Raw genomic sequence first — 22,943 nt, forward strand, 5'->3', positions numbered from 1 at the left:
TGTTCTTTGCTACTATTAATCCAATCACTGGATTAATTGGGCCGGATTCATCCTGCCCGTTGGAGAGGGTTCATCATGCAGGACGAATCTTATGAAGCGGGCTACCGTGCAGGGCACCTCCAGGGCTGGTTGGACGCCATGGCCAAGATCGAGGCAACGCAGCCTGTGGCCCCGAGTCCGGCCGCACCGGGCACAGCGCCGTCTTTCCAGCCCAGGGTTCATCCCGCGCCCCCGGCGGCCTACAGTGTGGGTTCGCAGACGGGGACCGTCCCGGCGGCGGAACCGACCTTCGCCCTGCCATCCCGTGTGCCCGGGCGCCCTGCCTCCACGATCCGTCCCCAGGAAGCCGCGCCAGTATCCGGGCGGGCGGCACCTGGGCCCCACGTTGACCGTCCGGCAGCGCCGTACTCCAACTACCCGGCAAGGCAGCCGGCGGAGACGGTCGCGGAACGCCAGGCCCGGCGCGAGAAGCGGGACCGGCAGAACATCAACATCACGCTCTACGCCGCCAGCCTGCTCCTGGTCGCAGCAGCGGCGCTGTTCATCGGAACCAGCCTTCCCCCCACGCTTCGCTTCGCCGGAGTCTGCATAGTTACCGCCGCCTTCTATGCCGCGGGATTTGTTCTCCATAGCCGGGTGCCACGCCTCAGGCCGGCGGCGGTGGCCTTTGCGGGAACGGGCCTGGCGCTGGTCCCGGTGACGGGACTCGCCCTGTACAACTTCGCCCTCCACCACGGCCCCACCGCCTGGCTGATCACTTCACTGATTGGGACCGCCGCCTACGTCGCTGCCGCCGTCCGCCTCGAAAGCCGGGTGCTGGTCTACCTGTCGCTGACGTTTGTGGCGTCTACGGCTTGGTCCGGGGTGTCAGTCCTGGGAGGGGCGCTGGTCTGGTACTTCGCCGCACAGATCTGCGTGGCCGTACTGCTGACCCTAGTGTCCCTCGCCAAGCCCGCCTGGCTTCCGCCGGTCTATGCGAGGCCACTCATGGTGTTGCATCCGTTGGTGGTGCCTGCCGTCGCAGCCGCAGCCACTTGCGTTCCGCTGCTGTTGGACAAGACCGAGTACGCGTTCATTATGGCTATGTGCGGTTGCTACTTTGGGCTGATGGCCGCCGTGCCGGGCAGTCGGCTCAGGCTCGCCAACTTCTACGCAGCGCGGGTATCCCTGACGATCGCCGCCGCAGTCGAGATCTGGAACCTGACCGGCAGGGGAAGTGATGCCTTACTGGCTGCGGCAGCAATCCTCGCGGTCCAGGCAGTGGCCGTGGCTCTTGCCTCCGCCTGGTTAGGCCACTGGATGCCAGGCGCTAAGCGTCCGCAAAACCGGGCCGAACCGTCCTCAGGCACACTGCATGGACGCTGGTTCGTGGACTCGCTGGCCACCTTCACTATCCAGCTGCTCGCCACTGCGATGTACGGCGGCCTCGTACTTTCGGCCGAGTATTACCCCTACGGCGCGTTCGGCCAGGTGGGTGAGGTTCCCCTGTGGATACCCGTTGCCGGTGCCTTGGCCACCAGCTTTGTTGTGGCCACACGCCTGGGGGGCCCGGCCGAGTGGGCTCCTGTGGCCGCCCTGCTCCTCGCGGGAGTGCTCGGCTACGCCCTGGGCGCGTGGCCGTTGGCAGTCATGCTGGCACTGGCGTTCGTCTTCTGGGCAGTCCGCGCGTTATTCGCGGCCAGCAAGCTCCGGAGGAACCTCGTACTCGCCGCCAGGTTGGCATTGACCCTGTCTGTTCCTGTCACTGTTGCAGCGGTTATCGGCGCCGGCCCGGACCGCATCATCACTTCGGTCTTCGGGCTGCTGGTAGCGCTGGTGTGTCAGCAGGTGATCTCGGCGTTCCTGGAGCGGGCAGGTGGCGGCTCCCTGGCGCCGGAGGCTACCCTTGCGGGCTTCGGCGCGGGCGGCCTGGCCTCCGTTGTCATGCTGGTGCTCCTTGACACGACTCCGGCCCACGACTGGATCCGGGCAGCGGTACTCATTCAACTCCTGACCGCGATGGCGGTTGGCCTCTTGATGGTGCCCCGGCCTGCAAGTGAGCTTGAGTGGAACGCGACCATCTGGGAAGCCCTTCCTCTGGCGGCCTCCACGCTTTGTGTCCCCGTGTCTTTCCTGGCTGTGAGCCAGCCTTTCGGAAACGTCGCACTGCTTCTGGTCCTGGGATACCTGCTCGCTTCCGGCCTGCGGATGCGGGTGCAGCAACACCGCTGGACCTACTGGTGGTTGGGCCGCGTTGCAGCCACGGTGTTGGTACTGACGGCTTTTGACCTTCTCCAGAGTGAGGCAGGGCCAACCGTCATCGCCGGCGATGTACTCCGCCCTGCCACAGTGTTGGTCCTCTTCCTCGCCATCCAACTGGTATTCCCCGTCTCCGCCTTTGTGCGCGGGAAGGCTCCGCGGGGAGTGCTCACGGATCCGGGCGTGGTCCTGCTGTTCCAGCTGATGGCGTCTGTGCTGCTGTTGGTGCTGGACCCGGACGGTTGGCAAGCGCCCTTCGTCGCTGCACTGACAGCAACCTGCGCCGTGGCCTCAGGCTACGTCTTCAGGAGCACGGGCACCGCCGTCTGGTTCGCGCCATCGTCGCTGGTGGTCCTGCTGGCATTCAGCGGCGGTGACCTGTTGGTGGTTGAACTCGTGCTGGGAATATTTGCCGTGTTTGCCGCGGTGATGGTGGTGGCATCCGGCCAGCCCTTATGGAAGGGCTGGTATTTTGCAGGAGCCAGGCTGCTGACGGCCGCCCTCGCTGCAGTCCTCAGTTACGACGCCACGGCGTCTCCGACCGCCGTCTCCGTCACCTTCGCGCTTGTGCTGGCTGCCCAGCACGGAATCCGCTGGCTGATGCGTTCACGGCTGGCTGAAGTTCCTTTCCAGCAGGCGGCCGTCTGGATCACGCTCGCTGGCCAGGCCCTTCTTCCCCTCGCTTATGCCTGGCAGGCCCGGCTGGGCTGGGCGAGGACTTCCGACGACGACGGCGGACGCTGGGTGGTGCTCCTGGAGTTGGCACTGTTGCTATGTTCGGCAGTCGTGGCGCGCCGGTTCTTCGCGGCGCGAGGCTCCCTCTACTTCGCCGTCTATGCGCTGCTGTTCGGGGTCCTATCATTGGGGCCCGTGGTCAGTTTCGCCTCTGGCAGCCGAGCGAGCAGCGCGAGCTTCCTGGCGGCTCCGGTACTCGACTACACCGGCACTGCGGCAGTGCTGTTGCTCGGGGCGATCCTCGCTTCACTTGCAGGTGTCATGCTGCGCGGGCGCAACGTTGCTGTGACGGAGGTCGACCACTGGCTCTGGCTCACCACCGCCGGGTCATTTGCCCTGACCGCCCTGTTTGTGTCCACGACGGCGACGGGCTGGGTTATGGGCGCTGCCCTCCTGGTGCTCGCCGGGGTGTGCTTCACGGCCTCGCATGTTGAGGAGCTGCCCTGGCTGTACGTACCGGCCGCGCTTGCTGCCCTGGCCGGCGGCATGCAGCTGGCAGATGCTGCCTTCCGGGATGTTCCGGGGGAGTGGGGCCAGTATCTTACGTGGCTTTGCGGCGCGGGACTGTCAGCTGCTGGACTGTATGGCGCACGGCTGTACCGCAGTGGAGAGCTGGCCGCCGACCCCGTGCGCCGCTGGTCCTTGGCCGGAGGGGCCTTCCTGGGGCTTTGCATTGTCGCCTTGACCGGGGTGCGTCCCGACGCGACAGCATGGGCAGCAGCCTTTGCCTTGGCTGCGGCGGTGGGAGTAGCCTGCCTCGAAGCTCCGGGAACGGCACGCCGGATCGTTGCCGAGACTGGGTTTGTGGCGGTCGTGGCGGCGGTGCAGCGGGCCGCCATCTTCGACCTGGATGGGCAGTACGGGCAGAACTACAGCCTTTCGCTTGGCCTGCCTGACCCGTTCTGGGTAGCCCAGTGGTACGTGCTCGCCGGGGCCGGCCTGGGGATCCTGCGCTTCACTACAGGACAGCGGAATGCCGGCAGGCTCCTTCTGGGAGCCGCGGCCGGACTGCTCACGCTGAGCGCCCTGGGTGTTGTTTTTGGCGGTAGCGGCAGCCAGCAATTGTGGGTGCTGGTCCTCTTCGCAGGGCTTCTGCTCGCCGGCCTGGGGTTGGGTGAACGGTTGTTTGTCTGGTGGGGCGCCGCCGGAGTGGCCGCATGCATTCTCTGGGCAATGCGTCAGTACACGTTCGCGCTCCTGGCGCTGATCGCCGTCGGGCTTATTGTGTTCGCAGTCTGGCGGCTGAACCGCGGAACGGCCGGGGAGAAACCGGCGCTGCAGCCGTCCCCAGGACAGCCTTCACCTGACCAGCCGGATGGCGGGGAGCCGTTCAGCAAGCACTGATACTGTTGCTTGCATCGAGAGGAGCACATCATGGAATGGCTAATTTTCCTGGCTGTTGTGGTTGCAGTTATTGCCGGTGTTTTTTGGGCGAAGAAGTATTTCCGGAATGAGATCGACCGCGCCAAGCGCATCAACCGGGCAAAAAAGAACCAGTAGGGCAATAGCGCGCAGACGGCGCTTGCAAGCCTTGAGGTTGCCGCGTGCTCAGCCGGGCAGCCTCTTCCGCTCCCGGCTCAAGGCCTGGTACCAGTAGAAGGACGACTTCGGCGTCCGCTCCTGCGTTTCAAAATCCACGTGGATCAGCCCGAAGCGCTGGGAGTAGCCCGCGGCCCATTCAAAGTTATCCATGAGTGTCCAGACATAGTACCCACGGAGGTCGAGCCCCTCGGCGATTCCGCCTGGAGCCGTCGCGTCAACCGCCTGCCGCAAGTGATCGGCGATGTAGTTCACCCGGCGCGCATCCTGGAGGGGGCCGTCCACGCGATCCGGTTCCGGGAAGCTGGCGCCGCTTTCGGTGATGTAGACCGGCGGCAAGGCATCCCCATAGCGGTCCCGAAGTTCCGCGAGGAGAATGCCCAGATGCGCGGGGGCCACCGGCCACCCGAAGCCCGTGGTCTGGTACTCCGGGTACCCCACTTCGTGGAAAGGCAATTGCGCAACGGCCTTGTGAGTGTCGGCGGGAATGGGGGTAATGCCGCGTCCGAGGGCCACCTTCACCGGGAAGTAGTAATTGAGGCCATAGAAGTCCAGCGGTTGGTGGATGGTCTTCAGGTCAGCGTCCGAAAGCTTTCCGATGGAATGGAGCCAGGGCCGTGACACCACGGGGAGCTTGGGGTACCTGCCCAGCAGCACCGGGTCTGCATAGATTCTGTTCATCAGCAGGTCGTACAGCCTCGCCACGAGCCTGTCGCCGACCTTCCGACTGGCGGGTCGCACCGGTGAGTGCAGATTGGTTACTCCCACGCCGCCCTTGACGCCCGCGGCGCGCAGGGCCTGGACACCCAGGCCGTGGGCCAGGAGCTGGTGGTGGATCGACGGCAAGGCGTCGAACATGAGTGCCAGCCCGGGGGCATGGACACCCAGCGCATATCCGTTGAGGGTCACTGAGACGGGCTCATTCAGGGTCACCCACTGGTCGACACGGTCACCGAAGTGCTTCCCGGCTACCCCGCAGTACTCTGCAAACCGTTCGGCCGTGGCGCGGTTCATCCAGCCGCCGCCGTGCTCCAGCGGCAGCGGAGTATCCCAGTGATACAGGGTGGCCATGGGCGAGATACCCGCCTCAAGGAGCTGGTCGATCAGCCGGTCGTAAAAGTCCAGGCCCTGCCTGTTGATGGCACCGCGGCCGTCCGGCTGGATCCGGGGCCACGATAGGGAGAAGCGGTACGAATCGATGCCCAGCTCGCGCATGAGGGCGATGTCCTCGGGGAACCGGTTGTAGTGGTCGCAGGCCACGGCAGGGGAGTGGCCGTCCATGATGCTGCCGGGCTTCTGCACAAAGGCGTCCCAGCCGGAGGGACCACGCCCGTCCTCGGCCAGGGCCCCCTCAATCTGGAAGGCGGCTGCGGCTACGCCCAGCTTAAAGGAAGGCGGCAACCGGTCGGCGAGGTCGCGTACGGAAGCAGCATTTTCGACCGTCATGCCCCCATCATCTATTCGCAGGTTGCCGAAGGCAATGATCCAGGGGCACGAAAGCCAAGCAGATTCGCTTCTGCCGATAATATCCGGCATACTAGATGAGTTGTTCAAGCGCTTCTTCGTGTCCCGATCCGGATAATGCCGGGTGTCAGGGTCCAAGTTGAAGCCCAAACATAACCCACTCCCCATGGAACTGCGGATTTGTATGCGTGAAAATCGCGACACGCCCGACCGCGGGGGTCGGTTGCGCCGGCAAGGTGAGGAACCCGGATTTATCCGGATTCAGTTTGTGCGGCGGGTGGTAGTTACGACTTCAAATGCTTCGGCAGCCACACAACGAGTAAGTGAACAGGGCAGCCCCAACCAGGGGAAGCACAGACTGAAAGAGAGTCAGGCGACATGGCGGGACAAAAAATCCGCATCCGGCTGAAGTCATATGACCACGAGGTCATTGACGTTTCAGCCCGGAAGATCGTTGAGACGGTCACGCGCGCAGGCGCCACGGTAGTTGGCCCCGTGCCGCTTCCGACGGAGAAGAACGTTTACTGCGTAATCCGCTCTCCGCACAAGTACAAGGACAGCCGCGAGCACTTTGAAATGCGCACGCACAAGCGTCTTATCGACATCATCGATCCCACGCCGAAGGCCGTTGACTCGCTTATGCGTCTCGACCTGCCTGCCGACGTGAACATCGAAATCAAGCTGTAGGGAGGTGCTGAGAGACTATGACCGCAACCCGTAACGTAAAGGGCCTGCTGGGCACGAAGCTCGGCATGACCCAGGTCTGGGACGAGAACAACAAGCTCATCCCCGTCACTGTGGTCCAGGCAGATTCGAACGTCATCACGCAGCTGCGCAACGCAGAGACCGATGGCTACGTCGCCGTTCAGATCGGCTACGGCCAGATCGATCCCCGCAAGGTCACCAAGCCGCTGGCTGGTCACTTTGAAAAGGCAGGCGTCACGCCTCGCCGCCACGTCGTCGAACTGCGCACTGCAGATGCTGACACTTACGAGCTGGGCCAGGAGCTTTCTGTTGAGCTCTTCGAAGCCGGCCAGAAGATCGACGTCATTGGCACCACCAAGGGTAAGGGCTTCGCCGGTGTTATGAAGCGTCACGGCTTCCACGGCGTTGGAGCTTCCCACGGTGCCCACAAGAACCACCGTAAGCCCGGTTCAATCGGTGGCGCATCCACCCCGAGCCGCGTCTTCAAGGGCATGAAAATGGCCGGCCGCATGGGCGCCGTTCGTCACACCACGCTGAACCTCACCGTTCACGCTGTTGACGTCGAGAAGTCGCTGCTCCTGATCAAGGGTGCCGTTCCCGGCGCCCGCGGCCAGGTCGTACTCGTACGCACCGCCGTGAAGGGAGCCTAGTTCAATGGCTAACACTGTCAAGGTTGACCTGCCTGCAGAGATCTTCGACGTTCAGACCAACGTGCCGCTGCTGCACCAGGTCGTCGTTGCACAGCTCGCTGCTGCTCGCCAGGGTACCCACAAGACCAAGACCCGCGCCGAAGTTTCCGGTGCAGGCCGCAAGCCGTTCAAGCAGAAGGGCACCGGCCGCGCCCGTCAGGGTTCAATCCGTGCTCCTCACATGACCGGCGGTGGCGTTGTCCACGGTCCCACACCGCGTGACTACAGCCAGCGCACACCCAAGAAGATGATTGCTGCTGCACTGCGCGGCGCACTCTCTGACCGCGCCCGCAACGGACGCATCCACGTTGTCGCTGACCTGGTTGCCGGCTCCAAGCCGTCCTCCAAGGAAGCACTGGCAACGCTGCGCGGCGTCTCTGAGCGCAAGAACCTGCTCGTTGTCATTGAGCGCGCCAACGATGTTGCTGCACTGTCCGTGCGCAACCTCGAGGATGTTCACGTTCTGTACGCAGACCAGCTGAACACCTACGACGTTCTCGTTTCTGACGACGTAGTCTTCACCAAGGCTGCCTACGAAGCATTCGTTGCTGACAAGGCTGCAAAGAACGAGGAGGATGCCAAGTGAGTGCAGCCACCATCAAGGACCCGCGCGACGTCGTGCTTGCACCCGTCGTCTCGGAAAAGAGCTACGGCCTGATCGATGAGGGAAAGTACACCTTCCTGGTGGACCCCCGCTCGAACAAGACCGAGATCAAGCTGGCCGTGGAGAAGATTTTCTCCGTCAAGGTCGACTCGATCAACACCATCAACCGTGCCGGTAAGCGCAAGCGCACCAAATTCGGATGGGGTACCCGCAAGAACACCAAGCGTGCGATTGTCACCCTCAAAGAAGGCACTATCGACATCTTCGGCGGTCCGCTCGCGTAGCGGAGACCACTTTAACGAGGAAATAAATTATGGGAATCCGTAAATACAAGCCGACTACCCCGGGCCGTCGTGGCTCGAGCGTAGCGGACTTCACAGAAATCACGCGGTCGACGCCGGAAAAGTCGTTGGTACGTCCGCTGCCCAAAAAGGGCGGCCGTAACAACACCGGTAAGATCACAACCCGTCACAAGGGTGGTGGCCACAAGCGCCAGTACCGTCTGATCGACTTCCGTCGCCACGACAAGGACGGCGTTGACGCCCGCGTTGCCGAAATCGAGTACGATCCGAACCGTACGGCTCGCATCGCCCTCCTGCACTACGTTGATGGCACCAAGCGTTACATCATCGCCCCGAACAAGCTCTCCCAGGGTGACTTCGTAGAAGCAGGTGCCAACGCTGACATCAAGCCTGGCAACAACCTGCCCCTGCGCAACATCCCGGTGGGTACCGTTATCCACGCAGTTGAACTGCGTCCGGGTGGCGGCGCCAAGATGGGCCGCTCCGCCGGCGCATCGATCCAGCTTGTAGCCAAGGAAGGCCGCTTCGCCCAGCTGCGACTGCCTTCTGGCGAAATCCGCAACGTTGACGTGCGCTGCCGCGCAACCGTCGGCGAGGTCGGCAACGCAGAGCAGTCGAACATCAACTGGGGCAAGGCTGGCCGCATGCGCTGGAAGGGCGTCCGCCCGACAGTCCGTGGTGTAGCCATGAACCCGGTTGACCACCCGCACGGTGGTGGCGAGGGCAAGACGTCCGGTGGACGTAACCCCGTCAACCCGAACGGTAAGCGTGAAGGCCGCACCCGCCGCCCCAACAAAGAGAGCGACAAGCTTATTGTTCGTCGCCGTCGTACTGGCAAGAACAAGCGATAGGAGCCTGGACACATGCCACGCAGCCTGAAAAAAGGTCCCTTCGTTGACCAGCACCTCTTTGTGAAGGTGGATAGGGAAAACGAAAAGGGCACCAAGAACGTCATTAAGACCTGGTCCCGCCGTTCGATGATCATCCCCGACATGCTCGGGCACACGATCGCCGTACATGACGGACGCAAGCACATTCCGGTGTTTGTCACCGAGTCGATGGTCGGGCACAAGCTCGGCGAATTCGCTCCCACGCGGACATTCCGCGGCCATGTCAAGGACGACCGTAAGGGCAAGCGCCGCTAGGCGCCTGCACTTACGTCATAGACGAGAGAAGGAAAGCAATGGAAGCCAAGGCAATTGCGCGTCACATCCGCGTAACGCCTATGAAGGCCCGGCGCGTCGTCAACCTTGTTCGTGGTAAGCAAGCGAACGAGGCTCTGGCAATTCTGAAGTTTGCCCCCCAGGCAGCTTCTGAGCCGGTATTCAAGGTAGTTCAGTCGGCAATCTCCAACGCCCGGGTCCTCGCGGACCGCGACGGCGTGGCGTTTGACGAAGGTGACCTCATCATCAGCGAAGCGTTTGTTGATGAAGGCCCGACCATGAAGCGGTTCCAGCCGCGTGCCCAGGGTCGTGCATTTCAGATCAAGAAGCGCACCAGCCACATCACCGTGGTAGTCGCTACCCCGGAGAAAGAGGAGGCTCGCTAAGTGGGACAGAAAGTAAACCCGCACGGGTTCCGACTCGGCATCACCACCGATCACGTATCGCACTGGTTCGCTGACAGCACCAAGGCCGGACAGCGGTACAAGGACTTCGTTCGCGAAGACATCCGTATCCGCCAGCTCATGTCTGTTGGCATGGAGCGCGCCGGTATCGCCAAGGTCGAAATCGAGCGCACCCGTGACCGTGTCCGCGTGGACATCCACACGGCACGCCCGGGCATCGTCATCGGCCGCCGCGGCGCCGAAGCAGACCGCATCCGCGGCGAGCTCGAAAAGCTCACCGGCAAGCAGGTCCAGCTGAACATCCTCGAGGTCAAGAATCCCGAGATGGAAGCACAGCTTGTTGCCCAGGGCGTTGCTGAGCAGCTGACTTCCCGCGTGGCGTTCCGCCGTGCGATGAAGAAGGCCATGCAGTCCGCGCAGCGTGCAGGTGCCAAGGGCATCCGTATCGCCTGCTCGGGTCGACTGGGCGGCGCTGAAATGTCCCGCTCGGAGTTCTACCGCGAAGGCCGTGTGCCCCTGCACACCCTCCGCGCGAACATCGACTACGGCTTCTACGAGGCCAAGACCACCTTCGGCCGCATCGGCGTGAAGGTCTGGATCTACAAGGGTGACGTCACCGCCAAGGAACTGGCTCAGCAGGCAGCTGCTGCTCCGTCCCGTGGCCGCGGCGCCAGCGACCGTCCGGGCCGCCCGGGCGGTGCTGACCGTGGTGACCGCCGCCGTCGTACCGACCGTCCGGCCGCCGAAGCAGCTCCCGCTGCAGAGGCTCCGGCAGTTGAGGCTGCACCTGCTGCAGTAGAAGGAGGACAGGCTTAAATGCTTATCCCACGTCGAGTCAAGCACCGCAAGCAGCACCACCCGGGTCGTTCCGGCGCTGCTACGGGCGGCACCAAGGTCTCCTTCGGTGAGTACGGCATCCAGGCCCTGAGCCCGGCATACGTAACCAACCGTCAGATCGAGTCTGCACGTATCGCGATGACCCGCCACATCAAGCGTGGCGGTAAGGTCTGGATCAACATCTACCCGGACCGTCCCCTGACGAAGAAGCCTGCTGAAACCCGCATGGGTTCCGGTAAGGGTTCACCGGAATGGTGGGTCGCCAACGTCAAGCCGGGCCGGGTTCTCTTTGAGATCTCCGGTGTCGAAGAATCGGTGGCACGCGAGGCCCTGCGCCTGGCAATCCACAAGCTCCCGTTGAAGGCACGCATTCTGCGTCGCGAAGGTGGTGAATAGAAATGGCAGTAGGATCCAAGGAACTCGCTCCCGCACAGCTGGACGGTTTCGACAACGAGCGTCTCGTTGAAGAACTCCGCAAGGCTAAGGAAGAGCTGTTCAACCTGCGTTTCCAGTCCGCCACCGGCCAGCTGGAGAACCACGGTCGTCTGCGCGCGGTAAAGAAGGACATCGCACGCATCTACACCGTTCTCCGTGAACGCGAGCTGGGCATTCGTGCCGAGGTTGCCGCACCGGTTGTGGAAGCCAAGGAAGAAAAGAAGTCCAAGAAGGCAACAACCAAGAAGGCCGAAAAGGCTGAAACGGTTGAGACCGAGGAGGATGCCAAGTGAGTGAAAAGGACGAGAACGTGACGGAAACTGCTACGGCAGCTACGGCTGAGCAGCGCGGTTACCGTAAGACGCGTCGCGGCTACGTGGTTTCGGACAAGATGGAAAAGACCATCGTTGTCCAGGTTGAAGACCGCGTGAAGCACGCCCTCTACGGCAAGGTCATCCGCCGCACCTCGAAGGTCAAGGCTCACGACGAAGAGAACATCGCCGGCATCGGCGACCTCGTAGTCATCGCTGAGACCCGCCCGCTGTCCGCCACGAAGAACTGGCGGCTCGTGGAGATCCTCGAGAAGGCTAAGTAACACCTGCAGCTGTGCTGCTGGGCTATGCCCGGAAACCCCTGTTCCCTTTGGGAACGGGGGTTTCCTCATTTCCGGGACGGGCGGCTGAAGGCGTCACGCCCAGCACATTTTCACGGAACGTACGACGGCGGCGGCCCGGGTTCGCGGGGGAGCGGCACCGGCGGTGCGCCGAAAGAATGCCGTGCCTGACGCCGTCGTTCTTTGATGCAGCGGCCCGGCCTGTGATATGGGGACTGACCCGATCTGTGCTAGGATATTGAGTTTGTATGGCGCCTTTTGTGCGCCGTCATCAAACCTCGTAAACAATCGTGCCACGGCATAGTGCCCCCTTGCACTTGGACTGCGTCCAATTCGCTTGGGAAGCAAATGTTTTTGGCACGGGCGTTTAGGCCTGGTCTGGCAAAATCCAGGCAGGTCAAGAGACACCCCGATCAACCGTTCCGCAAGGCTCATTCCGTAGGAAGATTTTCGGTCTGAGAACCAGCGCGACGCAAGGAGTAAATAGTGATTCAGCAGGAGTCGCGACTCAAGGTCGCCGACAACACGGGTGCTAAGGAAATCCTTACCATTCGCGTTCTCGGTGGATCTGGCCGTCGCTACGCAGGCATTGGCGACGTCATCGTCGCTACCGTCAAGGACGCAATTCCGGGCGGCAACGTAAAGAAGGGCGATGTTGTCAAGGCAGTCATCGTCCGTACCAAGAAGGAACGCCGCCGTGCGGATGGTTCCTACATCAAGTTTGACGAGAACGCAGCTGTGATCCTGAAGGCTGACGGTGACCCCCGCGGTACCCGTATCTTCGGACCGGTTGGTCGTGAACTCCGTGACAAGAAGTTCATGAAGATCGTTTCTCTGGCTCCGGAGGTGCTCTAGTCCATGGCTAAGATCAAGAAGGGTGACCTCGTTCAGGTCATCACTGGCGCCAAGGCTGAGCGCGGCGGCGACAAAGGCAAGCAGGGCAAGGTTCTGCGCGTATTCCCGGAGAGCAACCGCGTGTTGGTCGAAGGCATTAACCGCGTAACCAAGCACACCAAGGTCGGTCAGTCGCAGCGCGGCACCAAGACCGGTGGCATCGAGGTTGTCGAAGCTTCGATCCACATCTCCAACGTGGCTCTGGTTGACCCGTCCACCAAGAAGCCCACCCGCGTTGGTTTCCGCACCGAGACCGTTGAGCGCAATGGCGTGAAGCGCGAAGTGCGTGTACGCGTGGCCAAGAGCTCCGGGAAGGACATCTAATGACTGAGACTCTCGAGACTCCGGCAACGAAGATCGTTCCTCGTCTGAAGACCAAGTACGCCGATTCCATCAAGAGCACGCTCATTGAGGAATTCAAGTACGAGAACGTCAACCAGGTTCCTCGCCTGGTGAAGGTCGTTGTGAACATGGGTGTTGGAGATGCCGCTAAGGACTCCAAGCTGATCGACGGCGCTGTCCGCGATCTGACCCTGATCACCGGCCAGAAGCCGCAGGTAACCAAGGCCCGCAAGTCGATCGCACAGTTCAAGCTGCGCGAAGGCATGCCCATCGGCGCCCACGCTACCCTGCGTGGAGACCGCATGTGGGAATTCCTGGATCGTCTGGTCACGCTGGCTCTGCCCCGTATCCGCGACTTCCGCGGCCTCAGCGGCAAGCAGTTCGATGGCAACGGCAACTACACCTTCGGTCTGACCGAGCAGGTTATGTTCCACGAAATCGACCAGGATTCCATCGACCGCGTTCGCGGTATGGACATCACGGTTGTTACCACTGCCAAGACCGATGACGAAGGCCGCGCGCTGCTGAAGGCGCTTGGTTTCCCGTTCAAGGCCGAAGACTAATCTAACTACGTAACAGGTCCTTCGCTGAGGCTTTAGGCAGCAGCGAGGAAACCGTTATGAGGAAGGGCAAGAGCCCAAAATGACAATGACAGATCCTGTCGCAGACATGCTTACGCGTCTGCGCAACGCAAACTCGGCATACCACGATTCCGTGACCATGCCGTACAGCAAGCTCAAGGCACGCGTTGCCGACATCCTGAAGGCCGAAGGTTACATCGCCTCCTGGAAAGAAGAAGACGCTGAGGTTGGCAAGAAGCTGACCCTCGAGCTCAAGTTCGGTCCGAACCGCGAGCGTTCAATCGCTGGCGTTCGTCGTATTTCCAAGCCGGGACTGCGTGTTTACGCAAAGTCCACCAACCTGCCGCACGTGCTCGGTGGCCTGGGTGTCGCAATCCTGTCCACCTCTTCCGGCCTCCTGACTGACAAGCAGGCCGGCAAGAAGGGCGTGGGCGGCGAAGTCCTCGCTTACGTCTGGTAACGGGAAAGGAAGAGAATAATGTCACGTATTGGACGTCTCCCCATCACCGTTCCTGCCGGCGTTGAGGTCAAGGTTGACGGCTCTGTCGTCAGCGTCAAGGGTTCCAAAGGCGAGCTGAACCACACTGTGGCCAGCCCGATCGAGGTTTCCCTGGAAGCAGACACCCTGACTGTCGCCCGCCCGAACGACGAGCGCGCCTCCCGTTCACTCCACGGCCTGACCCGCACCCTGATCTCCAACATGATCGAGGGCGTAACCAAGGGCTACGAGAAGAAGCTTGAAATCGTTGGTACTGGTTACCGCGTTCAGGCCAAGGGATCTGACCTTGAGTTCGCTCTCGGCTTCAGCCACCCGGTAAATGTCTCCGCACCGGAGGGCATCACCTTTGCAGTTGAGACCCCGACCAAGCTCTCTGTTTCAGGTATCAACAAGCAGCAGGTCGGCGAGGTTGCTGCCAACATTCGCAAGCTGCGGAAGCCGGACCCCTATAAGGGCAAGGGCATCCGTTACGCCGGCGAAGTCATCCGCCGCAAGGTCGGAAAGGCTGGTAAGTAACCATGGCCATCTCAATTAACAAGAAGCGTACGAACAAGAGCAAGTCTGCTTCGCGCAGCCGTCGCCAGCTTCGTATCCGCAAGCGCATCTCCGGTACGGCTGTACGTCCTCGTCTGGTCGTCAACCGTTCCGCACGCCACGTATTCGTCCAGGTTGTCGATGACACCAAGGGCCTGACCGTAGCGAGCGCGTCCACACTGGAAGCCGACCTTCGTGCATTCGACGGTGACAAGACTGCCAAGGCCAAGCGCGTTGGCGAGCTCGTCGCCGAGCGTGCCAAGGCTGCCGGTATCGAAGCTGTTGTCTTCGACCGCGGTGGTAACAAGTACCACGGCCGGATCGCCGCCGTCGCTGACGGTGCACGTGAAGGTGGGCTGTCACTGTGACGGAAGCAAACAAGGAAAAGGACACTGTGTCTGCAGATCAGAAGGCGACTGAAGCCGTAGCTGCTCCGGCCACTGAGACCACTGCTCCCGCTGCTGCCGATGACCGCCGTGGTGGCGCTCGTCGTGGCGAGCGTGGAGACCGTGGCCAGGGCCGCGGCGACCGTGGTGGCCGTGGCGGCCGCGACGGCGGCCGTGAAGCTGAGAAGAGCCAGTTCGTAGAGCGCGTTGTTACCATCAACCGCGTTTCCAAGGTCGTCAAGGGTGGTCGTCGCTTCAGCTTCACCGCTCTGGTCGTCGTTGGTGACGGCAACGGTATGGTCGGCGTTGGCTACGGCAAGGCTAAGGAAGTTCCTGCCGCAATCGCGAAGGGCGTTGAAGAGGCCAAGAAGTCCTTCTTCCGCGTTCCCCGCATTGGCAACACCATCCCGCACCGCGTTCAGGGTGAGGCTGCTGCCGGCGTCGTAATGCTGCGTCCGGCTTCCGCCGGTACCGGTGTTATCGCCGGTGGCCCGGTCCGTGCAGTACTGGAGTGCGTGGGCATCCACGACATCCTCTCCAAGTCGCTCGGTTCCTCGAACGCCATCAACATCGTTCACGCGACCGTTGATGCCCTGAAGCGCCTCGAAGAGCCGGCAGCAGTGGCAGCACGCCGCGGCCTGCCCCTGGACGAGGTTGCTCCGCCGGCAATGGTGAAGGCTCTCCTGAACCAGAAGGCGGGTGTCTAAGTTATGGCTAAGAACCTGATTCCCTCCGACGTCCAGTTGGAGATCACTCAGATCAAGTCCGTCATTGGCGGCAAGCAGAACCAGCGCGACACCCTTCGGTCCCTCGGCCTGAAGCGGATCGGACACACCGTTGTCCGCACCGCCGACGCCGTGACCGTTGGAATGCTCAACACGGTTCCGCACCTGGTAAAGGTAGAGGAGGCGAAGTAAATGGCAGAGAAAAACACTGCTGAGAAGGCACAGAGCGCGACTGCTGAGAAGCAGAACGCTCTGAAGGTCCACCACCTGCGTCCCGCCCCGGGTGCCAAGACCGCCAAGACCCGCGTTGGTCGTGGTGAAGGTTCCAAGGGTAAGACCGCTGGCCGCGGTACCAAGGGTACGAAGGCCCGCTACCAGATCAAGGCTGGCTTTGCCGGCGGCCAGTTGCCGCTGCACATGCGCCTGCCGAAGCTGCGCGGCTTCAAGAACCCGTTCCGGGTTGAGTTCCAGGTTGTAAACCTGGACAAGCTCAACGAGCTGTTCCCGGAAGGTGGCGCAGTCACCGTGGAGAACCTGGTCGAAAAGGGTGCCGTTCGCAAGAACCAGCCCGTCAAGGTGCTTGGCACCGGCGACATCACCGTCAAGGTTGACGTCACCGCCCACGCATTCTCGGCCAGCGCCGCAGAAAAGATTGCTGCAGCAGGCGGAAGCACCACCGCCCTCTAACGAGGCGGTGGGCGAACGCCCGTTGTGAACTCCCGGTATGCAGGGCCCCAGGCTCTGCGTACCGGGAGTTTTTTCACATCCCGCCGGCCGACTATTTCCGTCCGTTCGCCGCATGGGCGCCCTGACGGATTGTTCGCATAGCTCATACAACCGTTAGACTCGGTTGTTGGGATTTATTGACTCCCATCACCCCACTCTTATTTACACCACAGGAGGACGCTTGCTTAGCGCATTTGGCCGGGCCTTTCGCACGCCTGATCTGCGACGCAAGTTGTTGTTCACGCTGGGAATCATCACCATCTTCCGCTTGGGTGCCTTCATTCCCTCGCCTGGTGTGAACTACCAGAATGTCCAGCAATGCTTGCAGAACGGTCAGACCGCAGGCGGGCTCTACCAGCTCGTTAACCTGTTCAGCGGCGGTGCATTGCTTCAGGTGTCCATCTTCGCGCTGGGCATCATGCCGTACATCACGGCCAGCATCATCGTTCAACTGCTCCGGGTGGTCATTCCCCGGTTCCAGCAGCTGTACGAGGAGGGCGCCTCCGGGCAGTCCAAGCTGACCCAATACACGCGGTACCTCACCATCGCCCTGGGCCTGCTCAACGCCACGACACTGGTGTCGCTGGCGCGTTCAGGCCAGCTCCTGCCAGGCTGTGCGCTGGACATCATCCCGGACACCAGCGTGATCACCACCATCCTGATCATCATCACGCTGACGGCCGGCACCGGCCTGATCATGTGGATGGGCGAGCTCGTCACCGAAAAGGGTGTGGGCAACGGCATGTCGCTGCTTATCTTCACCTCCATCGCCGCAAGCTTCCCCACCTCCCTGGGCGCTATCTGGACCTCGCAGGGTCCGGGCACGTTCTTTATGGTCCTGGCCATTGGCCTGGTCACCGTTGCCCTGGTGGTCTTTGTGGAGCAGTCCCAGCGCCGCGTCCCGGTGCAGTACGCCAAGCGGATGATTGGACGCCGCACTGTGGGCGGCACCAGCACGTACATTCCCATCAAGGTCAACATGGCCGGCGTGGTCCCCGTGATCTTCGCGTCGTCCATGCTCTACCTGCCGGGCCTGATTGCGCAGTTCAACCAGCCCAAGCAGGGCGAGACAATGGCCCCGTGGGTGGAGTGGATCAACAACAACCTCACCCGCGGTGACCACCCGATTTACATGGCGCTCTACTTCGCCATGATTGTGTTTTTCACCTACTTCTATGTCGCGATCACCTTCAACCCTGAAGAGGTCTCGGACAACATGAAGAAGTACGGCGGCTTCATCCCGGGCATCCGGGCTGGCAAGCCGACGGCGGACTACCTGCAGTACGTCCTGTCCAGGATCACCCTGCCCGGCGCCCTGTACCTGGGCTTTGTGGCACTGATCCCGCTCGTCGCCCTGGTCCTGATCAACGCGAACCAGAACTTCCCGTTCGGCGGTACGTCGATCCTGATCATGGTGGGTGTGGGCCTGGAGACGGTCAAGCAGATTGACGCGCAGCTACAACAACGTCACTACGAAGGGCTTTTGCGATGACGAGAATGCTAATTATCGGACCTCCCGGTTCCGGCAAAGGAACGCAGGCAGAGCGGATCTCCGAACGCCTCGGCGTCGTTGCGATCTCCACCGGCGATATCTTCCGCGCCAACGTCAAGGGTGAGACGCCGCTGGGCGTCGAGGCCAAGAAGTACATGGATGCCGGCGACTTTGTGCCGGACAGCGTCACCAACAAGATGGTGCGTGACCGCCTCAGCGAGGCCGACGTCGAAACCGGCTTCCTGCTGGACGGTTACCCCCGTACCACCGCCCAGGTGGACTACCTCGACGAGATCCTCGCCAAGGGCGAGGAGAAGCTCGACGTCGTCCTGCAGCTCACTGCCGACGACGAGGAACTGGTGCACCGGCTGCTTGGCCGGGCGAAGGAAACGGGCCGGAGCGACGACAACGAAGCCGTCATCCGCCACCGCCTGGACCTGTACCACGAGCAGACCGAGGCCGTTGTGGCCAAGTATGCCGAACGCGGCATCCTGACACAGGTGGACGGCATCGGCGGCATCGACGAGGTCACCGACCGCGTCATGCAGGCCATCAAGGCAGCACAGGCCGCCTGATCCCGGCAACAGTTATTCGAGGCTCCTCCCGGATTCCGGGAGGAGCCTCAGCCATTGAAAGGACACACCATGGCTTTCGGCCAGCCCCGTATTGAATATAAGACCAACGCCCAGATGCGCACCATGCACGAGGCGGGCCTGGTCCTCAGCCGTGCGCTGGACGCAGCAGTTGAGGCCGCGGTGCCCGGGGTCACCACCAAACACCTGGACGACGTCTTCGCGGCCGTCCTGAACCAGGCCGGCGCCAAGTCCAATTTCTTCGGGTACCACGGTTTCCCGGCCACCATCTGCACGTCCGTCAACGAGGAAGTGGTGCACGGCATCCCCGGCGGACGGGTCCTCAACGACGGCGACATCATCTCGATCGACGGCGGAGCCATCGTCGACGGCTGGCACTCCGACTCGGCCCGGACGGTCATCGTGGGCACGGCAGACCCCGAGGACCAGCGTCTTTCCGACGTCACACAGGCGGCCATGTGGCGGGGCATCGCCGCCCTGGCGTCCGGCAGCCACGTGGGAGATATCGGTGCTGCCATCGACGACTACGTCTCCTCCGTCCCCGGCAAGCCCCTGGGCATCCTGGAAGACTACGTGGGCCACGGGATCGGGTCGGAGATGCACATGGCTCCGGACGTCCTGAACTACCGCACCAGCCACCGCGGCCCGAAGATCCGGCCCGGCCTGTGCCTTGCCATCGAACCCATGCTGGTCCGCGGCAGCATCGACACCGCCGTGCTCGACGACGACTGGACCGTGGTGACCACGGACGGGAAGCGCTCCTGCCAGTGGGAGCATTCCGTGGCCGTCCACGACAAGGGGATCTGGGTCCTTTCCGCGCCCGACGGCGGGGCAGAGCACCTGGTGCCGCTCGGCGTCGTTCCCGTCCCCATCCCGTAAGTCAGGCCTTGAGCCTGGGCTTGACGTCCTTGGTGTAGATTCCCTCGAGCGTCGACTTCAGCTCCGTCATGGTGGCCTTCACGTCGCCCTGTTGGGTGAGGATCTTGGCGGCAGCCTTGGCCATCTCCTGGTCTGCGCCGGGCAGGAACACGCGGGCGTTGTCCTGGACGCGGGTAACGGCCAGTTGGTCCATGGCGATCTTGATCTGCGGGGTCTTGGCCAGCACGGCGGTCATGTCAGCGGAGGTCCGCGTGGGCATGTAACCGGTCGCGGCTGAAAACGCCGCAGTGTTCTCCGGCTCGGTCATGAACTGAAGGAACATGGCGGCCGCAAGCTGCTCTTCCTTGGTGACACCGCTGGGGATGCCCAGGCCGGCTCCGCCAGTGGGGCACACTCCTGAGGTGGCCTTCGAACCGCCCGGCAGGAACCCAACGCCCACGTTGAACTTGGCGGACTTCAGGATGCCGATCAGCGAACCCGTCGAGGACAGAGTGGCCGAGGCGAGACCCGCTGCAAAGTCGTCGGCGGATTCCTTGGAGGAGACCCCGGCCCAGGCGTCCTTGTAGACGGAATCCTGGGCAGCCTGCAGTGCCCCGACGGACTCGGCTGAGTCGCAGGTGATGTCCCAGCCCTTGGACCAGCCGCCGCCTTCGCCCCAGAGGTTGTTCTGCAGGGTCCAGCCGGCGTACCCGGCGAGGGCGGGGTGCATAAAGGCATACTGGGCGCCGGAAGCTGCCTTGAGCTTGGGTGCCCAGCCGGCGAATTCCTGCCAGGTGGCGGGGGCGCGATCCGGCAGGCCTGCCGCAGCGAAGTGGTCCTTGTTGTAGTAGAACAAGGGAGTGGACCGGCCGTAGGGAAGAGCCCACTGTTTGCCGTCGTACTTGTAATCGTCCACCAGCGAGGTGCGGAAGTCGTCCAGCTTGACGTCCAGTTGCTTGACCAGCGAGTCGAGCGGGATGATGCTTTCGTTCAGGTAGTAGCGGAACCACCAAACGTCGGAGAGCACCACCAGGGACGGCAGGCCTGACTTGGCGGCCTGGGCGGTCTGGAACTTCTGGGCGATTTCCTCGTAGTTGGCGCCTGCTGTCACCAGGTTCACCTTGATGTCCGGGTACTTGGCGTGGAACTTCTCGATGATGCTTTTTTCCACATCCTGTGACTTGCCCGGGTGGTTGGACCAGAAGTCGATGGATGCGGCCGGCTTCACGCCGCTGAAGTCGATGTCGGCAACGGGTGTCACCGCGGCTCCAGGGGTTGTTGACGGGCCGCCGCAGGCGGACAGTGCTGCGGCTCCTGCCCCGGCCCCGGCCAGGGTGAGGAAGAACCGTCGATCAAGGGTTAGGGACATGGTGCTGCCTTTCGTTGTGTGCCTCGGTGGTGCTGGATGCGGTGGATGGATGTTTTGGATGCCCGACGGGGATTAGCCCGTCACGCTGCCCTGGGTCAGGCCCGCGACGATGTAGCGCTGGAGCATGGCGAAGATGACCAGGATGGGGACGATCACAAGGACGGCGCCGGCCATCATGATTCCCCAGCCGGCACCGTTGCCCTCTGAGTTCTGTAGCAGGGTCAGGCCCACAGGGAGGGTCATGCTTTCGGGCTTGTCCGTGATGATCAGCGGCCAGATGTACTCGTTCCATTCGCTCACCACGGTGACCAGGGCAACCGTGGCTATGGAAGGAACGGACACTGGCACCACGATCTGCCAGAGCCGCCGCCAGTGGCCGGCGCCGTCGATCTCTGCTGATTCCAGGATGGAACCGGGCAGGGTCAGGAAATGCTGGCGCAACAAAAAGGTGCCGAACGCGGTTCCCAGGCCCGGCAGGATGATGCCCCACAGGGTGTTCTTCCCGCCCATTCCGGCGATCAGGATGTAGTTCGGCAGGATTGACACCTGCGCGGGAACCATCAGGGCCACGAGGATGAGGACGAAGATCACGTTCTTGAACGGAAACCGCACAAACACCAGGGCGTAGGCGGTGAGCAGGGCCAGGATCACTTTGATGCCGCCGCCGACCACGGTGACAATGGTGCTGTTGAGGAAGAACTGACCGAACGGGACCGTGGTCATGGCCACCCGGTAGTTCTCCGGGTCCAGGGTTGCTGGGAGCGCCTGCAGGTCCAAAGTCACTATTTCGCCAGGTTGTTTGAACGAGCTCAGCACCATCCACAGCAGCGGCAGGAAGACCACCAGGACAGCGATCGCCAGCGGCGCATACCCGGCAGCGACTGTCCTGGCCAGGTTGGCACGGGAGAATGCGCGCTCGCGGGGCGGGACGGCGTCGGACGTTGAAGGTTCCGGGAGGAGGACGGCGGGGGCGCTCACGAGTAGTGCACCTTCTTTTCGATGAACCGCAGCTGCAGCACGGTGATCACCAGCAGTATTGCAAACAGGACCACGGAGATGGCGGCGGAATAGCCGGCGCGGTTATAGGCACCGAAGGCTTGGAGGTATGCCTCGTAGATGAGGGTGCTGGTGCCGCTGCCCAGGGGCGTCATGATTCGGATGAGGTCAAAGGCCTGCAGGGAGCTGAGCATGGTGGTGATCAGCAGGAAGAACGTAGTAGGGGAGAGCAGCGGCAGGGACATGCTGAGAAAGCGCCGGAAATAGCCGGCGCCGTCCAGTGCGGCGGCCTCCATCACATCCTGCGGCAGGGACTGGAGCCCGGCGAGGAACACCACCGCGCAGTAGCCCAGGTTCTTCCAGACATACACGATGATGACCATCACCAGTGAGAGTTCCGGATCGTTGATCCACTGCGGGCTCTGCTGTCCGAAGCCCCGAAGGATCCAGGCCAGCACACCGTAGCCGGGATCAAAGATGAACAGCCAGACCAGGCCAACACCCACCCCGGACAGCACATACGGCGCGAAGACTGCCGACCGGGCAAAGGTAGTGCCGCGGACTTTCGAGTTCAGTGCCAGCGCCACCAGCAAGCCCAGCACCATGGAGCCGCCTACTGTTGCGGCCATAAATACGGCAGTGGTGCCCAGCACCCGGCCGGCGTCCGCGCTGGTGAAGAACGTGATGTAGTTTTCCAGCCCGACGACGGTGGCGGACGCGGAGCCGAGCGTCCAGTTCAGCGTGGAGTAGTAGAGGTTGTTGAACAGTGGAACGTAGGTGAATACCGCGATGAGCAGCAGGTTAGGCAAGGCCAGCGCGAGGAAAACGAAGAAGTCCCGGCGTTTCCGCTGCGACCAGCGGTTGTGGCGGGGCCTGGCGGGCGTGCCGGCAGCTTGGCCGGACGGGGCCAGCGGCGGGTGCCTGTCGGCGAGTTGTGAAGTCATTGGTCTCTAACGGTGAACAGGCCTGGGAAGAGGCAGGGCAGGATCCGCCTTCACTCCACCACACCGCCCGGGGTGTCAACAGGCGGTTTCCGGCATACGCGGATATGTTGTTCAACCCTTCCCTGGCCGTTTACTGACTGTTGTCTATCGGATCGCCCAGCGTTTGCTTTGGAATCCGGCGTTGCCCCCGTCCCCTGCCCAACTAGGTAGCAGCAGATGTCGTTTTGAGCCCTCATAACGACATCTGCTGCTACTTAGTTGGGTGAGGGGGAACAA

Annotated in this window: 29 protein-coding genes; 25 read left to right on the forward strand and 4 right to left on the reverse strand. The window is 62.4% G+C overall.

Translation table 11 applies throughout. The features are described from left to right. The first annotated feature begins 75 nt into the window (after positions 1-75). Positions 76-4,317 (forward strand): hypothetical protein, encoded by a 4,242-nt coding sequence (locus tag V9L17_RS06200; RefSeq protein ID WP_337350850.1) that lies wholly within the window; start codon positions 76-78, stop codon positions 4,315-4,317. Positions 4,318-4,347: 30 nt separating this feature from the next. After that, positions 4,348-4,473 (forward strand): hypothetical protein, encoded by a 126-nt coding sequence (locus V9L17_RS06205; protein WP_337346870.1) that lies wholly within the window; start codon positions 4,348-4,350, stop codon positions 4,471-4,473. A 48-nt stretch (positions 4,474-4,521) separates the two neighbouring features. Here V9L17_RS06205 and V9L17_RS06210 read toward each other — a convergent pair whose 3' ends face one another. Beyond that, positions 4,522-5,958 (reverse strand): GH1 family beta-glucosidase, encoded by a 1,437-nt coding sequence (locus tag V9L17_RS06210; protein WP_337346871.1) that lies wholly within the window; start codon positions 5,956-5,958, stop codon positions 4,522-4,524. 396 nt (positions 5,959-6,354) lie between these two features. Here V9L17_RS06210 and rpsJ point away from each other — a divergent pair, with 396 nt between their 5' ends. The 23 genes from rpsJ (at position 6,355) to map (ending at position 19,379) form a co-directional block, all read left to right on the forward strand. After that, positions 6,355-6,663 carry a 30S ribosomal protein S10 gene (gene rpsJ / locus V9L17_RS06215; protein ID WP_003803825.1) on the forward strand — a complete coding sequence of 103 codons (309 nt, stop codon included), beginning with the start codon at positions 6,355-6,357 and terminating at the stop codon, positions 6,661-6,663. 17 nt (positions 6,664-6,680) lie between these two features. After that, positions 6,681-7,331, forward strand: coding sequence for a 50S ribosomal protein L3 (rplC, locus tag V9L17_RS06220; RefSeq protein ID WP_337346872.1), 651 nt, complete (start codon positions 6,681-6,683; stop codon positions 7,329-7,331). A gap of 4 nt (positions 7,332-7,335) precedes the next feature. Further along, a complete protein-coding gene (gene rplD / locus V9L17_RS06225; protein WP_066293296.1) occupies positions 7,336-7,956 on the forward strand; it encodes a 50S ribosomal protein L4 in 621 nt (206 codons plus the stop codon). Beyond that, positions 7,953-8,258: a 50S ribosomal protein L23 gene (gene rplW / locus V9L17_RS06230; protein WP_066293292.1), complete on the forward strand. Its 306-nt coding sequence runs from the start codon at positions 7,953-7,955 to the stop codon at positions 8,256-8,258. Before rplD ends, rplW begins: the two co-directional genes overlap by 4 nt. A gap of 29 nt (positions 8,259-8,287) precedes the next feature. Further along, positions 8,288-9,127, forward strand: a complete 840-nt coding sequence (gene rplB / locus V9L17_RS06235; protein WP_066293289.1) for a 50S ribosomal protein L2 — start codon at positions 8,288-8,290, stop codon at positions 9,125-9,127. Positions 9,128-9,139: 12 nt separating this feature from the next. Next, positions 9,140-9,421, forward strand: coding sequence for a 30S ribosomal protein S19 (rpsS, locus tag V9L17_RS06240; protein ID WP_011692805.1), 282 nt, complete (start codon positions 9,140-9,142; stop codon positions 9,419-9,421). Between the two features lie 38 nt (positions 9,422-9,459). Then, positions 9,460-9,825: a 50S ribosomal protein L22 gene (rplV, locus tag V9L17_RS06245; RefSeq protein ID WP_003803798.1), complete on the forward strand. Its 366-nt coding sequence runs from the start codon at positions 9,460-9,462 to the stop codon at positions 9,823-9,825. Then, positions 9,826-10,659, forward strand: a complete 834-nt coding sequence (gene rpsC, locus V9L17_RS06250; protein WP_131131302.1) for a 30S ribosomal protein S3 — start codon at positions 9,826-9,828, stop codon at positions 10,657-10,659. Beyond that, positions 10,660-11,076: a 50S ribosomal protein L16 gene (gene rplP / locus V9L17_RS06255; protein WP_013601829.1), complete on the forward strand. Its 417-nt coding sequence runs from the start codon at positions 10,660-10,662 to the stop codon at positions 11,074-11,076. Positions 11,077-11,078: 2 nt separating this feature from the next. After that, positions 11,079-11,408 (forward strand): 50S ribosomal protein L29, encoded by a 330-nt coding sequence (gene rpmC / locus V9L17_RS06260; protein WP_131131303.1) that lies wholly within the window; start codon positions 11,079-11,081, stop codon positions 11,406-11,408. Then, complete coding sequence (gene rpsQ, locus V9L17_RS06265) at positions 11,405-11,710, forward strand: 30S ribosomal protein S17 (RefSeq protein WP_066293283.1); 306 nt, start codon at positions 11,405-11,407, stop codon at positions 11,708-11,710. The genes rpmC and rpsQ overlap by 4 nt, the downstream gene beginning before the upstream one ends. Positions 11,711-12,214: 504 nt before the next feature. Continuing rightward, entirely contained in the window at positions 12,215-12,583 is a 369-nt protein-coding gene (gene rplN, locus V9L17_RS06270) for a 50S ribosomal protein L14 (RefSeq protein ID WP_024366126.1), read from the forward strand. A gap of 3 nt (positions 12,584-12,586) precedes the next feature. Beyond that, complete coding sequence (gene rplX / locus V9L17_RS06275) at positions 12,587-12,946, forward strand: 50S ribosomal protein L24 (protein ID WP_337346873.1); 360 nt, start codon at positions 12,587-12,589, stop codon at positions 12,944-12,946. Then, positions 12,946-13,527 carry a 50S ribosomal protein L5 gene (gene rplE / locus V9L17_RS06280; RefSeq protein ID WP_066293276.1) on the forward strand — a complete coding sequence of 194 codons (582 nt, stop codon included), beginning with the start codon at positions 12,946-12,948 and terminating at the stop codon, positions 13,525-13,527. Before rplX ends, rplE begins: the two co-directional genes overlap by 1 nt. Before the next feature lie 79 nt (positions 13,528-13,606). After that, entirely contained in the window at positions 13,607-14,005 is a 399-nt protein-coding gene (rpsH, locus tag V9L17_RS06285) for a 30S ribosomal protein S8 (protein ID WP_018773673.1), read from the forward strand. 18 nt (positions 14,006-14,023) lie between these two features. Beyond that, entirely contained in the window at positions 14,024-14,560 is a 537-nt protein-coding gene (gene rplF / locus V9L17_RS06290) for a 50S ribosomal protein L6 (protein ID WP_337346874.1), read from the forward strand. Positions 14,561-14,562: 2 nt separating this feature from the next. Then, positions 14,563-14,946 carry a 50S ribosomal protein L18 gene (rplR, locus tag V9L17_RS06295; RefSeq protein ID WP_079596676.1) on the forward strand — a complete coding sequence of 128 codons (384 nt, stop codon included), beginning with the start codon at positions 14,563-14,565 and terminating at the stop codon, positions 14,944-14,946. Beyond that, on the forward strand, positions 14,943-15,671 hold the full coding sequence (gene rpsE, locus V9L17_RS06300; protein WP_066293261.1) for a 30S ribosomal protein S5: 729 nt from the start codon (positions 14,943-14,945) through the stop codon (positions 15,669-15,671). Before rplR ends, rpsE begins: the two co-directional genes overlap by 4 nt. A 3-nt stretch (positions 15,672-15,674) precedes the next feature. After that, positions 15,675-15,881: a 50S ribosomal protein L30 gene (gene rpmD / locus V9L17_RS06305; RefSeq protein WP_066293259.1), complete on the forward strand. Its 207-nt coding sequence runs from the start codon at positions 15,675-15,677 to the stop codon at positions 15,879-15,881. Then, a complete protein-coding gene (rplO, locus tag V9L17_RS06310) occupies positions 15,882-16,376 on the forward strand; it encodes a 50S ribosomal protein L15 (RefSeq protein WP_190987315.1) in 495 nt (164 codons plus the stop codon). A gap of 220 nt (positions 16,377-16,596) precedes the next feature. Further along, positions 16,597-17,907 carry a preprotein translocase subunit SecY gene (gene secY, locus V9L17_RS06315; protein ID WP_337346875.1) on the forward strand — a complete coding sequence of 437 codons (1,311 nt, stop codon included), beginning with the start codon at positions 16,597-16,599 and terminating at the stop codon, positions 17,905-17,907. 5 nt (positions 17,908-17,912) lie between these two features. Further along, positions 17,913-18,482 carry an adenylate kinase gene (locus tag V9L17_RS06320; protein WP_337346932.1) on the forward strand — a complete coding sequence of 190 codons (570 nt, stop codon included), beginning with the start codon at positions 17,913-17,915 and terminating at the stop codon, positions 18,480-18,482. Positions 18,483-18,551: 69 nt separating this feature from the next. Next, entirely contained in the window at positions 18,552-19,379 is an 828-nt protein-coding gene (gene map, locus V9L17_RS06325; protein ID WP_337346876.1) for a type I methionyl aminopeptidase, read from the forward strand. 1 nt (position 19,380) lies between these two features. On the opposite strand, the gene V9L17_RS06330 is transcribed toward map, so the two are convergent. The 3 genes from V9L17_RS06330 to V9L17_RS06340 all read right to left on the reverse strand — a co-directional run bounded on the left by V9L17_RS06330 (position 19,381) and on the right by V9L17_RS06340 (position 22,667). Beyond that, positions 19,381-20,727, reverse strand: a complete 1,347-nt coding sequence (locus V9L17_RS06330; protein ID WP_337350851.1) for an ABC transporter substrate-binding protein — start codon at positions 20,725-20,727, stop codon at positions 19,381-19,383. Positions 20,728-20,799: 72 nt separating this feature from the next. After that, a complete protein-coding gene (locus V9L17_RS06335) occupies positions 20,800-21,705 on the reverse strand; it encodes a carbohydrate ABC transporter permease (RefSeq protein ID WP_443198011.1) in 906 nt (301 codons plus the stop codon). After that, a complete protein-coding gene (locus V9L17_RS06340) occupies positions 21,702-22,667 on the reverse strand; it encodes a carbohydrate ABC transporter permease (protein ID WP_337350852.1) in 966 nt (321 codons plus the stop codon). The genes V9L17_RS06335 and V9L17_RS06340 overlap by 4 nt, the downstream gene beginning before the upstream one ends. Between the last annotated feature and the right edge of the window lie 276 nt (positions 22,668-22,943).

Origin of the sequence: Pseudarthrobacter sp. CCNWLW207 (genome assembly GCF_037203945.1) — a bacterium.
In the GTDB taxonomy this organism is placed as follows: Bacteria; Actinomycetota; Actinomycetes; order Actinomycetales; family Micrococcaceae; genus Arthrobacter.

Excerpts from the sequence above, each read along its gene's own strand:
- rplO (WP_190987315.1), top strand. The coding sequence starts at position 15,882 with ATGGCAGAGAAAAACACTGCTGAGAAGGCACAGAGCGCGACTGCTGAG.
- rplP (WP_013601829.1), top strand. The coding sequence starts at position 10,660 with ATGCTTATCCCACGTCGAGTCAAGCACCGCAAGCAGCACCACCCGGGT.
- V9L17_RS06320 (WP_337346932.1), top strand. The coding sequence starts at position 17,913 with ATGCTAATTATCGGACCTCCCGGTTCCGGCAAAGGAACGCAGGCAGAG.
- rpsH (WP_018773673.1), top strand. The coding sequence starts at position 13,607 with ATGACAATGACAGATCCTGTCGCAGACATGCTTACGCGTCTGCGCAAC.
- map (WP_337346876.1), top strand. The coding sequence starts at position 18,552 with ATGGCTTTCGGCCAGCCCCGTATTGAATATAAGACCAACGCCCAGATG.
- rpmC (WP_131131303.1), top strand. The coding sequence starts at position 11,079 with ATGGCAGTAGGATCCAAGGAACTCGCTCCCGCACAGCTGGACGGTTTC.
- V9L17_RS06200 (WP_337350850.1), top strand. The coding sequence starts at position 76 with ATGCAGGACGAATCTTATGAAGCGGGCTACCGTGCAGGGCACCTCCAG.
- rplE (WP_066293276.1), top strand. The coding sequence starts at position 12,946 with ATGACTGAGACTCTCGAGACTCCGGCAACGAAGATCGTTCCTCGTCTG.
- V9L17_RS06330 (WP_337350851.1), bottom strand. The coding sequence starts at position 20,727 with ATGTCCCTAACCCTTGATCGACGGTTCTTCCTCACCCTGGCCGGGGCC.
- rplF (WP_337346874.1), top strand. The coding sequence starts at position 14,024 with ATGTCACGTATTGGACGTCTCCCCATCACCGTTCCTGCCGGCGTTGAG.
- rplB (WP_066293289.1), top strand. The coding sequence starts at position 8,288 with ATGGGAATCCGTAAATACAAGCCGACTACCCCGGGCCGTCGTGGCTCG.
- V9L17_RS06205 (WP_337346870.1), top strand. The coding sequence starts at position 4,348 with ATGGAATGGCTAATTTTCCTGGCTGTTGTGGTTGCAGTTATTGCCGGT.
- V9L17_RS06340 (WP_337350852.1), bottom strand. The coding sequence starts at position 22,667 with ATGACTTCACAACTCGCCGACAGGCACCCGCCGCTGGCCCCGTCCGGC.
- rplX (WP_337346873.1), top strand. The coding sequence starts at position 12,587 with ATGGCTAAGATCAAGAAGGGTGACCTCGTTCAGGTCATCACTGGCGCC.
- rpmD (WP_066293259.1), top strand. The coding sequence starts at position 15,675 with ATGGCTAAGAACCTGATTCCCTCCGACGTCCAGTTGGAGATCACTCAG.
- rplV (WP_003803798.1), top strand. The coding sequence starts at position 9,460 with ATGGAAGCCAAGGCAATTGCGCGTCACATCCGCGTAACGCCTATGAAG.
- rpsJ (WP_003803825.1), top strand. The coding sequence starts at position 6,355 with ATGGCGGGACAAAAAATCCGCATCCGGCTGAAGTCATATGACCACGAG.
- rplD (WP_066293296.1), top strand. The coding sequence starts at position 7,336 with ATGGCTAACACTGTCAAGGTTGACCTGCCTGCAGAGATCTTCGACGTT.
- rplR (WP_079596676.1), top strand. The coding sequence starts at position 14,563 with ATGGCCATCTCAATTAACAAGAAGCGTACGAACAAGAGCAAGTCTGCT.
- rpsS (WP_011692805.1), top strand. The coding sequence starts at position 9,140 with ATGCCACGCAGCCTGAAAAAAGGTCCCTTCGTTGACCAGCACCTCTTT.
- V9L17_RS06210 (WP_337346871.1), bottom strand. The coding sequence starts at position 5,958 with ATGACGGTCGAAAATGCTGCTTCCGTACGCGACCTCGCCGACCGGTTG.
- rplC (WP_337346872.1), top strand. The coding sequence starts at position 6,681 with ATGACCGCAACCCGTAACGTAAAGGGCCTGCTGGGCACGAAGCTCGGC.